Genomic DNA, 12,970 nt, shown 5'->3' on the forward strand with positions numbered 1-12,970 from the left:
CCTTTAACGTCGGTTTCGGACTCTGCTTTTCTCGGTAAAGGCGGCCGCCACCATGGTGGCCAGCGCGGGGTTGCGCAGGAAGATGAAGCCGCCGGCCAGAGCCGCCGCGGCGCCCAGGATCGGGCGCTGCTGGAACAGCCGCAGGGCCCGCATGCCCAGGCCTTCGGGCTCGTCGTATTCCTCGTCCTCGTCATCACCATGCGCCCGCCGCACGAACACCAGGGCGACGACGGCCGCGATCAGGGCGAACAGCAGGGCGGTCAGGGCGGCGCCGATGAGCGGCGGCACGACCAGCAGCAGCAGGTAATAGACCGTGGCCCCCAGGGCGACCATGGCCACGAAGGCCGCGCCGGCGGCGACGAAGGTCGCCACCGCGCGGTTGATGAGCCCCCGCCCGATCATCAGCGCCGACGCCCGGCCAGCAGCAGGCCCAGGACGACGCCGACGCCGAGCGCGATGGCGGTCGACTGGATCGGACGCTCCTGCACGCGCTCGACGACGTAGCGCTGGGCCTCGTCGAACTTCTCGGCGGCCTCGTCGTAATATTCGCGGCCGCGCACCTTGGCGTCGTCGTAGTAGCCGCGCGCCTTCTCGCGCAGCTCCTCGCCCTGCTCGCGCAGGCGCGCCTCGGCCTCGGAGGCCTTTTCCTTCAGACGCTGGGTTTCCTCGCGGGCGCCGGCCTTGAGGTCCTCCTTCAGGGTCTTGAGGTCGTTCTTGATGTCTTCACGAGCCTTGGACGTGGCCATGATGCGCGCTCCGCTCCTTGTGTAAGCTTGACGATTAAATAGAGAAGCCCTGCCCGGAACGCCACACCGACGATCAAGGTTCCTGCAATGCAGCATGGGCGAAGGTCGCAGAGGCGCCCATCTGGCGCGACGCGCGCGGCGCTTCTAGAACAGGCGTCATGACCCAATGGCTGTTCCCGCCCGCCCCGACGCCGTCCCTGCCGATCGAAGGCGAGGCGCGCCGCCTGCCCGTGCGGCGCATCCTGTGCGTGGGCCAGAACTACGCCGCCCACGCTCGCGAAATGGGGGCCGACCCGGACAAGCCTGCGCCCTTCTTCTTCGCCAAGCCGGGCGACGCTTTGGTCGTGGACGGGGCCGATCCGACCTATCCGTCGGCGACGCAGAACCTGCATTATGAGGTCGAACTGGTCGTGGCCCTGGGCGAAGACGCCCGGCCGGTCGGCTGGGCCGTCGGCGTCGATCTGACGCGGCGCGATCTTCAGGCCGAGGCCAAGGCCAAGGGGCGGCCGTGGGAGGCGGGCAAGGCCTTCGACCAGTCGGCGCCCTGCGGCGCGTTGAGCCGGACGCCGCCCGCGCCCGACGCGCTCATTGAGCTGAAGGTCAACGGCGCCGTCCGTCAGTCCAGCCGCCTGTCCGACATGATCTGGGACGTGGACGGCGTCCTGTCCAAGGCGGCCGAGCTGTGGGCGCTGCAGCCCGGCGACCTGATCTTCACCGGCACGCCCGAAGGCGTTGGTCCCCTGAGCCCCGGCGATCGGGTCGAGGCCGTCATCGCGGGTCTGCCCCCGCTCAACTTCACGGTGCAATCATGATCCTGCACGGCTACTGGCGCTCGGGCACCAGCTATCGCACCCGCATCGCCCTCAATCTCAAAGGGGTCGAGTATCGGCAGGCGGCGCTGGACCTGCGCACGGGCGCGCAGAAGTCCGAAGCCTATCTCAGGCTCAATCCGCAGGGGCTGGTCCCTGCGTTGGAGACCGACGACGGCCTGGTGCTGACCCAGAGCCCGGCCATTCTGGAATGGCTGGAGGAGACCCATCCTGAGCCGCCCCTGCTGCCGCGCGACGCGGCGGGCCGCGCCCAGGTGCGGGCCATGGCGGCGGTGATCGGCTGCGACATCCATCCGCTCAACAATCTGCGGGTGCTGAAGGCGGTGCGCGGTCTGGGCGCCGATCAGACCGGGGTCGACGCCTGGGCCGATCAATGGATCATCGACGGCTTTACGGCGCTGGAGGCCTTGATCGTCCGCTATGGCGAGGGGTGGTGTTTCGGCGGGACGCCGACGCTGGCCGACTGCTACCTGATGCCCCAGCTCTATTCGGCGCGGCGGTTCAACGTCGATCTGGCGGCCTTCCCGCGCCTGCTGGAGATCGAGGCGAGGGCCGAGGCGCACCCGGCCTTCATCGCCGCCCTGCCGGAAAACCAGCGGGACGCGGATTAAGCCTCTTCATTCACCAACGACCTTGATTTCGGTCAATCTCCCTTAAGCTTTGACGGCGAAAGTGGCGGTGTGAGATTCGCCGTTCCGCCCTCTCCGGCCGACAAGCTCGCCATCGCCCTGGTGGTTGAGCCTGATCGGTCCCGCCCGCTGCCGCCCGGCCAGCGGGAGGAGGCGACGCGTCACCTGCTTCAGACCGCGGGCGACGCCGGAATCGGCCTGGTCGCCACCCGGCCTGAAGGCGACGTCGAACGGATGCTGGGTCAGGCCTGGCCCTTCCCTTCGCCTTTCCGCGTCACCGTGCGCACCGTGCCGCTGGCCGACGGCCTGGACCGGGTCGAGGCTCGCGCCCGCCGCTCGCTGGAGCGCATGGGCCTGCCGCGCGGCGACGCCGTCCTGGTGCAGAACGCCGCCGATCTGGCGGGCGCCGAGGGCCGCGCCCTGTGGGACCGGCTGCAGGCGCTGAAGGCGCGCGGCGTCTTCCGCAAGGTCGGCTTCATCGCCACGGTCGAGGACGGCCCCGGCCTGCTGGCCCGCCGCTTCCAGCCGGACGTGGTGCAACTGACCTGCAACATCCTGGACCAGCGCGCGGCGCGCACCGGGGTCATCGCCGACATGGCGAGCCAGGGGATCGAGGTGCATCTGGCCTCGGTCTTCGCCCAGGGCCTGCTGTTCGCCAACCGCGACAGCCTGCCGCCCGAACTGGCCGCCCACGGCATGGCCCTGTCGCGCACGCGCCGCCGTCTGGCCGAGGCGCGCGTCGATCCGATGCAGGCGGCCCTGGCCTACGCCCTGACCCTGCCGGGGGTGGCCTCGGTCATCGCTAGCGTGGCCTCCTCGGCCGAGCTGCGCGCCATCATCGCCGCCTCCCATGCCCCGCGCCCGGACATCGACTGGGACGCGCTGGCGCTGGACGAGACGCCCGCCGCCCTGGCGTCGCGGCCGCGCCTGCGCCTGGTCAGCGCAGCCTGATCCACAGGGCTGTCCACAGGTCGCCTTTCGCCTGTGCATGAGGGACGCCGCCCGTGCTTGAGGCCGCCGCCCCGATCCGCCACCCTGCGAGCCAGATGAACGCGCCCCTTTCCCACCCGCCCAAAACCGACCTCAAGCCCGACGCCGGCACTACGCCGGTCATGGCCCAGTATCTGTCGGTCAAGGCCGGTCAGCCCGAAGCCATGCTGTTCTTCCGCATGGGCGACTTCTACGAGCTGTTCTTCGAGGACGCGCAGAAGGCGGCCGCCGCGCTCGGCATCGCCCTGACCAAACGCGGCAAGCATCAGGGCGAGGACATCCCCATGGCCGGGGTGCCGGTCCACGCTATGGACGGCTATCTGGCGCGACTGATCCGTCAGGGCTTCAAGGTCGCCGTCTGCGAACAACTGGAAGACCCGGCTGAGGCCAAGAAGCGCGGCTCCAAGGCCGTGGTTCACCGCGACATCGTGCGGGTGGTGACGCCCGGCACCCTGACCGAGGACACGCTGCTGGACGCGCGCGGCGCCAACCGGCTGGCGGCCGTGGCGATCCGTAAAGGAAGGGCGGCCGTGGCGGTGGTCGAACTGTCGGCGGGAGTGGTGGATTCGGTCGCCTGCGACCTGTCGGATCTGGGTGCCGCGCTGGCCGCGTTCCGACCGTCCGAGGTGCTGGTCCCCGACCGCCTGTTCTCGGACGAGACGATGAAGGGGGCGCTGGACGGCTCGGGCGGCGTGGTTCAGGCCATGCCCCAGGCCCTGGCCGAGCCGGTCGGGGCCAAGGATCGGGTGCAGCGGCTTTACGGCGTCTCGGCGCTGGACGGTTTCGGCGCCTTTGAAGAGGCCGAGATTTCGGCGCTCGGCCTGATCGCCGCCTATCTGGAGACGACGCAGGCGGGCAAGATCCCCGCCCTGACACCGCCGCGCCGTTCGGGCGAGAGCGGCTTTCTGGCCATCGACCCGGCGACGCGTCTGAGCCTCGAGATCGACCGCACACAACGGGGCGAGCGCGACGGCTCCTTGCTGCACGCCATCGACCGCACCGTGACCTCGGGCGGGGCGCGGGCGCTGGCCGAACGCATCTCGCGCCCCTTGCGTGATCCGGCGGCGATCAACGCGGGACTGGATGCCGTCGAGTGGCTGCTGGAGCGGCGCGACTTGCGACGCGACCTGCGCGACGCTTTGCGCGCCTCGGCCGATGTGGCGCGGGCGACCTCGCGGCTGGCGCTGGGGCGCGGCGGGCCGCGCGACTTGGCGGCGATCCGCTCGGGGTTGAAGACGGCTCAGGGCCTCAGCGCACTGTTCGCCGCCACGGCCAATGATCCGTTGGCCGGGCCGCCTGCGCGGGTGACGGCCTGCCTCGACCGGCTGGCGCTTGAAGGCGACCTGTCGCACCTGCTGGCCGAACTGACCGACGGCCTGATGGACGAGCCGCCGCACCTGGCGCGCGACGGCGGCTATGTGAACCCCGGCCACCGGCCCGAACTGGACGCCGCCCGCACCCTGCGCGACGACAGCCGCAAGGTCATCGCCGAACTGGAGGCTAAGGCCGTCGCCGACTCGGGCGTTGCCTTCAAGGTGCGCCACAACGCCGTCCTTGGCTATTTCCTCGAGACCAGCGCCAAGGCGGCCGAACTTCTGTTGCGTGCGGGACCGGACAGCCCCTTCATCCACCGCCAGACCCTGGCCAATCAGGTGCGCTTCACCACCGTCGAGCTGTCGGAGCTGGACGCCAAGATCAGCCAGGCCGGGCACCGCGCTCTCGCCATCGAGGCCGAGACGTTCGAGGGCTGGCGCCGCGAAGTCGCGCGCCTGGCCGGACCGCTGCAGGGCGTGGCCGAGGCGCTGGCCGAACTGGACGCCCACGCCGCCCTGTCCGAATGGGCCGAAGAGGTCGGGGCCGTGCGCCCCAGCGTGGACGACAGCCTGTGCTTCGCCGTCGAGGCGGGCCGCCATCCGGTGGTTGAGGCGGCGGTGAAGGCGCAGGGCCTGCCCTACACCCCCAACAACTGCCAACTGGCGGGCGACGGCGTCGGGGCCTCGCGCCTGTCCATCGTCACCGGCCCGAACATGGCGGGTAAGTCGACCTTCCTGCGCCAGAACGCGCTTCTGGTGGTGTTGGCGCAGGCCGGGGCCTTCGTTCCGGCGCGGTCGATGAAGCTGGGCGTGGTCGACCGTCTGTTCAGCCGCGTCGGCGCGGGCGACGATCTGGCGCGCGGCCGCTCCACCTTCATGATGGAGATGGTCGAAACCGCCGCCATTCTGACCCAGGCGACCGGCCGCAGCTTCGTCGTGCTGGACGAGATCGGGCGCGGCACCGCCACCTATGACGGCCTGGCCATCGCCTGGGCCACGGCCGAGGCCCTGCACGAGACCAACCGCGCCCGCACCCTGTTCGCCACCCACTATCATGAGCTGGCCCAACTGGAGGAACGGCTGGACCACGTCTGCAACCTGTCGATGAAGGCAAGGGAGTGGAACGGCGAACTGGTCTTCCTGCACGAGGCGGCGCCGGGCGCTGCGGATCGCTCCTATGGCGTGCAGGTGGCGCGTCTGGCGGGGGTGCCGACCGCCGTCGTCGGCCGCGCTCGCGAGGTGCTGGAGCGGCTGGAGAATGAGAAGGCGGCGACCGCCCGTCTGGACGACCTGCCCCTGTTCGCCGCCGCCGAGCCGCCCCCGCCGCCGATGAAGTCCATGCTGGACGAAGCGGTCGCCGCCATCGACCCCGACGACCTGACCCCGCGCGAGGCGCTGGAGGCGCTCTATCGGTTGAAGGGCTTGGCGAAGACATAAATCCCCGCTCATCCCGGCGTCCGCCGGGATGAGCGGGAATAGAAGGGCGTGCTATGCTCCTTCCGTGACCGCACCGCCCCCGCTCCCGTCCGCCGTTCTCGACGCCGCCTCGGCGTCTGACCCGCGCGCCGCTGTCACCGCGCTCTTGCGTGAAAGCTTCGACGCCGACCGCGCCCGCGCCGCCCGCCGGGCCGAGAGCGCCACCGACGGGGCTGAGGCCGCCCGTCTCTACGCCGAGGCCGCCGACGCCCTGCTGGCGACCCTGTGGCGGTTCGCGACCGAACAGGTCCATCAGGCTCCGGACGAGCGGCTGACCCTGCTGGCGGTCGGCGGTTACGGGCGCGGGGTGCTGGCGCCGTTTTCGGACCTCGATCTGCTGTTCCTGCGGCCGGGCCAGGCGATCAGTCCGCGCGCCCAGGCGGTGGTGGAGTTCGTCCACTACGTCCTGTGGGATCTAGGGCTGAAGGTCGGTTCGGCCTTCCGCTCTATCGGCGAGACGCTGACGCTGGCGCGCGACGACATGACGGTGCGAACGACGCTTCTGGAAGCGCGGGTGCTGTCCGGGGATGCGGCCCTGGGCGAAAGCCTGCTGAAGCGGTTCCGCACCTCGGTGGCCCGCGCCGATCCGCGCCCCTTCATCGCCGCCAAGATGGCCGAGCGCGACGTGCGTCTGCAGAAGACCGGCGCCGTCCGCTATCGCGTCGAGCCGAACGTCAAGGACGGCAAGGGCGGGCTGCGCGACCTCAACACCCTGTTCTGGATCGCCCGCTCCCTGGCGCCGGACAGCGAGCGCGGGCAGGCGGCGCTGGAGGGCCTGCTGACCGCGCGCGAGTTGCGCAGTTTCCGCGAGGCCATCGGCTTCCTGTGGCGGGTGCGCATCCTGCTGCATCTGGTCGCCGGGCGAGCCGAGGAGAAGCTGACCTTCGATTTCCAGCCCGAGATCGCCCGGCGCATGGGCTGGCGCGGGCGCGGCGACGAACTGGCGGTCGAGCGCTTCATGCGCCGCTATTTCCAGGTCGCACGCGAGGTCGGCGCCCTGACCCGCGCCGTCTCGGCCCAGCTGGAGGCGCGCCAGCAGAAGAAGGCGGAAGGGCTGGCGCGCGGCCTGTCGCGGCTGATCCGGCGCCGCCGGGTCAAGCTGGCCTTCGACGGTCTGGCGGTGGAGGAGGGGCGGCTGACCGTCACCGGGCCGAACGTCTTCGCCCGCGACCCGGCGCGTCTGCTGCTGCTGTTCGTCGAGGCGGACCGGCTGGATCTGGACTTGCACCCCGACGCCTTCGCCGCCGTGATCCGTTCGCTGACGCTGGTGACGCCCGCCCTGCGGCGTGATCCGCGCGCGGCCGAGGCTTTCCTGACGGTGCTGGCGCATGGCCAGCGGCCCTATCGCGTCCTGTCGATCATGAATGAGACGGGTTTCCTGGGGCGCTTCCTGCCCGAGTGGGGGCGGATCGTCGGCCAGACCCAGTTCAACATGTACCACGCCTATACGGTGGACGAGCACACCTTGCAGGCGGTCGGGATCATCAACGACATCGCGCGCGGCAAGCTGGAGGGGGACCACCCGGCCTCGACCGCCATCGTCCCCCGCATCGCCGACATCGAGGCCCTGATGCTGGCCATGCTGCTGCATGACGTGGGCAAGGGCGGCGACCGGGGCCAGTTGGAGGACGGCGCCATCGCTGCGCGCCGAGCCTGCGAGCGGCTGGGCGTCGATCCGCGCCGGATCGAGCTGGTCGTCTGGCTGGTGCGCCATCATCTGCTGATGAGCGACTACGCCCAGAAGCGCGACGTATCCGACCCCTCGACCGTGCGCGCCTTCGCCGAGGCGGTGGGCGACCCGGAGCGGTTGCGGATGCTGATGGTGCTGACCGTGGCAGACATCCGCGCCGTCGGGCCGGGGGTGTGGAACGGTTGGAAGGGGCAACTGATGCGCGCCCTGTTCGAGGCGACCGAGGCCCTGTTCCGGGGCGACGCAGTGACGCGCGAAGACCCTCTGGCCGATCACCCCGCCCTGGTCGAACGAGCGCGGCGCGAGGGGGCGGCGGTCGAGGCCCTGCCCGCCGAAGGGCCGCTGGAATCCACCGCCCGCGTGGCCGTGGCGGCGCGGGATCGCCCCGGCCTGTTCGCGGACCTGGCCGCCACCCTGTCGATGGCGGGCGCCGACGTGGTGGGCGCGCGGCTGGCCACGGCCGACGACGGCATGGCGCTGGACGTGTTCGAGATTCAGGACGGGGCGGGCGAACCCTATGGCGGGCGCGAGCCGCGACGTCTGGCCATTCTGGTCAAGGCGATGGAGCGGGCGGTGCTGAAGGGGGCGCGGACCTCGACCCTGGAGCCGCCGCGCGTCAGCGCCCGCCGCGCCGTCTTCGATGTGCGGCCGGTGGTGCGGATCGACGCCGATACGGGCACCAGCGCCGTGGTGATCGAGGTCTCGGGCGCCGACCGCCCGGGCCTGCTGGCCGATCTGGCGCGGACCATCTCGGCGCACGGCTATTCGACCCGCTCGGCCCATGTCGCCAGCTTCGGCGAGCGGGCGGTGGACGGCTTCTACATCACCGACGCGGACGGCCGGAAGCCGAAGAGCAAGGCGAGGCTGGAGGCGCTGAAGGTCGACCTGCTGGAGGTGCTGGACCGCACGCTCCAAGGCCCGGCGGGGCGGCGCATCGTCCCCGTGCGCGCCAGCGTGCGCGACGTCTCCGATCTGGAAGGCGCGCTGGGCCGTTCGCCCGTATCCAGCGGCCCGCAGGCGCGCTAAGGCGTTTCGGGACCGAGCGCAGGAACAGCCGTGAACGACAAGACCGATCCCATCGAACCGGCCGCGCGGATTTCTGCGGCAAACGCCACGGTCGAACCAGTCGTCCAGCCGCCTGCGTCTGCTGCAACAGCCAAGACGGGCGGGGTGGCGCGGTCCTCGGCCATCTTCAGCGCCATGACCCTGCTCAGCCGTCTGGCGGGGTTCGCGCGCGATCTGGTCATCACGGCGGCGCTGGGGGCCTCGGCGGGCCCGGCGGCCGACGCCTATTACACGGCGCTGAACTTCCCCAATCTGTTCCGGCGCATCTTCGCCGAGGGCGCTTTCGCCGCCGCCTTCGTGCCCGCCTACGCCAAGACGCTGAAGAGCGAGGGCGAGGCGGCGGCGGACAAGGTGGCGACCGACGCCCTGGCCGCCGTGGCCGCCGTCACCGTGGCCCTGACCGTGGTCGCCCAGCTGGCCATGCCGTGGCTGATGACCGTCATCAACATCGGCTTTCTGGACGATCCGGCGCGGTTCAAGCTGGCGGTGATCCTGACCCAGATCACCATGCCCTACCTGCCCTGTATGGCGATCGCCTCCCTGCTCAGCGGGGTGCTGAACGCGCGGGGGCGCTTCATTGTCTCGGGCGCCTATCCGATCCTGCTGAACCTGATCATGCTGGCCGCCGTCATTCCGGTGAAGGGCGACCAGATTGAGGCCGCCTACGCCGCCTCATGGGCCGTGCTGGTCGCGGGCGTGGCCCAGGCGGGCCTGTGCTGGTGGGCGGCGCGCAAGGCGGGGGCGAACATCCGTCTCAGCCTGCCGAAGATGACCCCGGCGGTGAAGGCCATCATCATCACCGCCGTTCCCGCCGCCATCGGCAACAGCGCGACCCAGATCAACGTCTTCATCTCCGGCAACCTGTCCAGCTTCGTCGACGGCGGCCGCACCTGGCTGGCGACGGCGGACCGACTGTATCAGCTGCCGTTGGGGCTGGTCGGAGTGGCCATCGGCATCGCCCTGCTGCCCAAGCTGTCGGCGGCGGTGGCGTCGCAGGATCACGGCCAGCAGCAGGCCTCGATGGACGAGGCGCTGATCCTGTCCATGGCCCTGACCCTGCCGGCGGCGGCGGCCCTGATGGCCATGCCCTATTTCCTGATCGACGCCCTGTTCACGCGCGGCGCCTTCCTTCAGATCGACGCCGTCAACACGGCTCACGCCCTGCTGCATTTCGGCTGGGGCGTGCCCGCCTTCGTCCTGATCCGCATCCTGGCGCCGGCCTTCTTCGCGCGCGGCGATACGCGCAGGCCCATGGTGTTCGCCCTGGTGTCGGTTGCGGTGAACGCGGCGCTGGCGATCGGCCTGTTCTATCTGGGCATGGGGGTGTCGGGGATCGCCGCGGCGGTCAGCGCCTCGGCCTGGACCAACGTCATCCTGCTGGCGGCGACCCTGTGGCGGCGCGGTCATTACCGACCCAGTCCGCGCGCGGTCTGGCGTCTGGGGCGCATCGCCCTGGCCAGCGCAGGTCTGGCGGCGGTGGTCGGCGTCGCCTCCTGGGCGCGGCCGATGCTGCAGGCGCCGGTCGCGGACCTGCTGGCCATGCTGGGTTCGACCCACGGCGCCAAGGAGATCACCCTGCTGCTGGTCGTGGCGGCGGGCGGTCTGGCCTATGTCGTCCTGGCCTTCCTGACGCGCGCCGTGACGGTGGCCGAGGTCAAGGGCCTGGTCCGGCGCTCGGCCAGGTCATAGGTCCAGCAGAACCTCCAGCGCCTTTTTGAACTCCACCAGCCCTTGTTTGGCGCCGAGGGCCGCCGTCAGGGATTCCAGCGGCCCGTCGATGGCCGCCAGCGTTCCGCGCAGGGCGCGGCGGTACAGGGACCAGCCTCGGCTCATGCCCGGATTCCGGCTGGGTTGGGCGGCGACGACCAGGCGATAGGCCGCCAGGATCGCCAGCATCTTGAAGCGCAGCGCCTCGCCTTGAAGGCGGTGCTCGACCATGGCCGGGGCGGTGAAGTCGGCCGCATCGACCAAGGCGATCAGGGCGTCGACGTCTTCCAGCGCCAAACTGCGGGCGGTTAGGAAGGCGTCGTCCAGAACCGGATCGGCGGGGTCGCCGCCGCTGGTCAGGATCAGCGTCTCCCTGAACTCGGCGATCATGTTGATCAGGTGGCGCAGCAGCGCCAGCATCCGCGTCAGCGCCTGACGAGAGTCGAAACTCTCGGGCGGGGCGACTTCGAACTCGTCCATGTCCTTCCCTCCATGCCGATGGAAGAGGAGGCTAACATCGTTCCGTGATCGCGGCGACGCGCGAACCGCCGCAGGAGTGTTGCCCTTCGCGCCTCGAACCGATAAGCGCGAGGACATGGCGCTTTCGGGACGAATTTTCGCTCATGGACGATGGCGCGGCTGATCCGCCGCACCGTGCTTCCGCACGTCCCTCTTTCGCACGCGAAAACGTGCGCCGACGTTCGCCTTTCGATTTTCGAGATCCGCTATCATGACTGACCAGACTCCGGCTCAATACACCGGTCCGCGCCGCATCCTGTCCGGCATCCAGGCCTCCGGCGCCCTGCACCTGGGCAACTATCTGGGCGCGCTGAAGCGCTTCACCGAACTGCAGGAGACGGGCGCTCCCCTGTTCGTCTTCGTCGCCGACATGCACGCCATCACCGTCTGGCAGGAGCCGGAGAAGCTGGCCGCCCAGACGCGCGAGATCGCGGCGGCCTATCTGGCCTCGGGCCTCGATCCGGCCAAGGCGGTCATCTTCCCGCAGTCGGCCGTGCCCGCCCACGCCGAACTGGCCTGGATCTTCAACTGCGTCGGCCGCCTGGGCTGGCTGGACCGGATGACCCAGTTCAAGGAGAAGTCGGGCAAGCACAAGGAACGCTCCAGCGTCGGCCTCTACACCTATCCGGTGCTGCAGGCGGCGGACATCCTGCTCTACAAGGCGACCGAGGTGCCGGTCGGCGAAGACCAGAAGCAGCACCTGGAGCTGACCCGCGACATCGCCCAGAAGTTCAACAACGACTTCGGCGCGCCGGGCTACTTCCCCCTGCCCGAGCCGCTGATCCAGGGTCCGGCGACGCGGGTCATGTCCCTGCGCGACGGCGCGGCCAAGATGTCCAAGTCCGATCCGTCGGACCTGTCGCGCATCAACCTGACCGACGACGCCGACGCCATCGCCAACAAGATCCGCAAGGCCAAGACCGACATGGAGCCGCTGCCGGAAACGCTCGAGGGTCTGGAAGGTCGGGCAGAGGCCAAGAACCTGGTCGCCATCTACGCCGCCCTGGCCGGAACGACGCGCGAGGCCGTGCTGGCCGAGTTCGCGGGCCAGGGCTTCGGCGCCTTCAAGCCCAAGCTGGCCGAACTGGCCGTGTCCTCGATGGCGAACGTCACCGCCGAGATGCGCCGCCTGATGAACGACCCGGCCGAGATCGACCGCGCCCTGGCCGCCGGCGCCGAAAAGGCGCGCGAAGTCGCCGAGCCGACCATCGCCGAGGTGAAGAAGATCGTCGGCTTCTGGCAGGGCTGAGCCGAATGGCGCACCCGCTCGACCGTCCGGTCTGGAACGCCCTGACGTCCGCGCGTCAGGCGTCCCTGGCCGTGGGGGCGGGCGGGGCGCTGCGGCTGGCGCCGGGTTACGGCGTCTTCGTCGCCAGCGTCGATCAGTCGCCGGAAAGCCTGGCGGCCGTTTCGGCGCTGGAGCAGCCCGAGGGCCTGCTGGCCACGGTCGAGGCGGAGCGCACCCCCGTCCCGCCCGGCCTGACGGTGCTGAAGGAGGCGGTGCTGACGCAGATGGTGCTGGTCGACCTGACCCCGGCCAAGGCGCGCGACATCGCCATCGAGCCCCTGACCGAAGCCGACGCGCCCGCCATGCTGGCCTTGGCGACGCTGACCGAGCCGGGGCCCTTCTTCGACAAGACGCACCGGCTGGGCGACTTCTTCGGGGTCAAGCAGGACGGGCGGCTGCTGGCCATGGCGGGCGAGCGGCTGAAGCCCGACGGCTTCACCGAGGTTTCGGGCGTCTGCGCACACCCTGATGCGCGCGGGCGGGGCTACGCCGGGGCGCTGATGCGGGCGGTGATCGCGCGCATCCTGGCGCGGGGCGAGACGGTCTTCCTGCACTCCTACGCCGACAACGCCGGGGCCATCGCTCTGTATCGTTCGCTGGGCTTCACCATCCGCGCGCAGATGCAGATGAGGATGTTGGTTCAGGGTGATCTGGCCAAGGGCGATCTGGCGAAAGCCGAACCGGGCGCCTAGCTAAAGCTTCGACCCTTTGTTTCGG

Annotated in this window: 11 protein-coding genes; 8 read left to right on the plus strand and 3 right to left on the minus strand. The window is 70.4% G+C overall.

Annotated features, from left to right (window positions below; all coding sequences use genetic code 11):
- Positions 1-3: 3 nt before the first annotated feature.
- Positions 4-402 carry a hypothetical protein gene (locus FGL25_RS16305; RefSeq protein WP_003166482.1) on the minus strand — a complete coding sequence of 133 codons (399 nt, stop codon included), beginning with the start codon at positions 400-402 and terminating at the stop codon, positions 4-6.
- The gene (locus tag FGL25_RS16310) at positions 402-746 is read right to left on the minus strand and encodes a glycine zipper domain-containing protein (protein ID WP_003166480.1); all 345 of its coding nucleotides are present in this window, start codon (positions 744-746) and stop codon (positions 402-404) included. The genes FGL25_RS16305 and FGL25_RS16310 overlap by 1 nt, the downstream gene beginning before the upstream one ends.
- Before the next feature lie 158 nt (positions 747-904).
- On the opposite strand from FGL25_RS16310, the gene FGL25_RS16315 reads away from it, so the two are divergent.
- The 6 genes from FGL25_RS16315 to murJ all read left to right on the plus strand — a co-directional run bounded on the left by FGL25_RS16315 (position 905) and on the right by murJ (position 10,428).
- Positions 905-1,558 (plus strand): fumarylacetoacetate hydrolase family protein, encoded by a 654-nt coding sequence (locus FGL25_RS16315; protein ID WP_088410703.1) that lies wholly within the window; start codon positions 905-907, stop codon positions 1,556-1,558.
- Positions 1,555-2,187: a maleylacetoacetate isomerase gene (maiA, locus tag FGL25_RS16320; protein ID WP_088410702.1), complete on the plus strand. Its 633-nt coding sequence runs from the start codon at positions 1,555-1,557 to the stop codon at positions 2,185-2,187. Before FGL25_RS16315 ends, maiA begins: the two co-directional genes overlap by 4 nt.
- A 69-nt stretch (positions 2,188-2,256) precedes the next feature.
- Positions 2,257-3,156 carry an aldo/keto reductase gene (locus FGL25_RS16325; RefSeq protein ID WP_052747996.1) on the plus strand — a complete coding sequence of 300 codons (900 nt, stop codon included), beginning with the start codon at positions 2,257-2,259 and terminating at the stop codon, positions 3,154-3,156.
- A 95-nt stretch (positions 3,157-3,251) separates the two neighbouring features.
- Positions 3,252-5,945: a DNA mismatch repair protein MutS gene (mutS, locus tag FGL25_RS16330; RefSeq protein WP_138142482.1), complete on the plus strand. Its 2,694-nt coding sequence runs from the start codon at positions 3,252-3,254 to the stop codon at positions 5,943-5,945.
- Positions 5,946-6,009: 64 nt separating this feature from the next.
- Entirely contained in the window at positions 6,010-8,700 is a 2,691-nt protein-coding gene (gene glnD, locus FGL25_RS16335) for a [protein-PII] uridylyltransferase (RefSeq protein WP_138142281.1), read from the plus strand.
- Between the two features lie 30 nt (positions 8,701-8,730).
- The gene (gene murJ, locus FGL25_RS16340; RefSeq protein WP_138142282.1) at positions 8,731-10,428 is read left to right on the plus strand and encodes a murein biosynthesis integral membrane protein MurJ; all 1,698 of its coding nucleotides are present in this window, start codon (positions 8,731-8,733) and stop codon (positions 10,426-10,428) included.
- On the opposite strand, the gene FGL25_RS16345 is transcribed toward murJ, so the two are convergent.
- Positions 10,423-10,926, minus strand: coding sequence for a hypothetical protein (locus tag FGL25_RS16345; RefSeq protein ID WP_076223085.1), 504 nt, complete (start codon positions 10,924-10,926; stop codon positions 10,423-10,425). The genes murJ and FGL25_RS16345 overlap by 6 nt on opposite strands.
- A gap of 250 nt (positions 10,927-11,176) precedes the next feature.
- Between FGL25_RS16345 and trpS the strand changes: the two genes are divergently transcribed.
- Together trpS and FGL25_RS16355 are read left to right on the plus strand one after the other, a co-directional pair.
- Entirely contained in the window at positions 11,177-12,214 is a 1,038-nt protein-coding gene (gene trpS, locus FGL25_RS16350; RefSeq protein WP_088410698.1) for a tryptophan--tRNA ligase, read from the plus strand.
- 5 nt (positions 12,215-12,219) lie between these two features.
- Positions 12,220-12,945 (plus strand): GNAT family N-acetyltransferase, encoded by a 726-nt coding sequence (locus tag FGL25_RS16355; protein ID WP_088410697.1) that lies wholly within the window; start codon positions 12,220-12,222, stop codon positions 12,943-12,945.
- Positions 12,946-12,970 lie beyond the last annotated feature (25 nt).

This window comes from Brevundimonas vancanneytii (assembly GCF_901421975.1).
GTDB classification, from domain to species: Bacteria; Pseudomonadota; Alphaproteobacteria; order Caulobacterales; family Caulobacteraceae; genus Brevundimonas; species Brevundimonas diminuta.

Coding starts and splice junctions, on each gene's coding strand:
- FGL25_RS16305 (WP_003166482.1), bottom strand. CDS start 402: ATGATCGGGCGGGGGCTCATCAACCGCGCGGTGGCGACCTTCGTCGCC.
- FGL25_RS16310 (WP_003166480.1), bottom strand. CDS start 746: ATGGCCACGTCCAAGGCTCGTGAAGACATCAAGAACGACCTCAAGACC.
- FGL25_RS16315 (WP_088410703.1), top strand. CDS start 905: ATGACCCAATGGCTGTTCCCGCCCGCCCCGACGCCGTCCCTGCCGATC.
- maiA (WP_088410702.1), top strand. CDS start 1,555: ATGATCCTGCACGGCTACTGGCGCTCGGGCACCAGCTATCGCACCCGC.
- mutS (WP_138142482.1), top strand. CDS start 3,252: ATGAACGCGCCCCTTTCCCACCCGCCCAAAACCGACCTCAAGCCCGAC.
- FGL25_RS16345 (WP_076223085.1), bottom strand. CDS start 10,926: ATGGACGAGTTCGAAGTCGCCCCGCCCGAGAGTTTCGACTCTCGTCAG.
- trpS (WP_088410698.1), top strand. CDS start 11,177: ATGACTGACCAGACTCCGGCTCAATACACCGGTCCGCGCCGCATCCTG.
- FGL25_RS16355 (WP_088410697.1), top strand. CDS start 12,220: ATGGCGCACCCGCTCGACCGTCCGGTCTGGAACGCCCTGACGTCCGCG.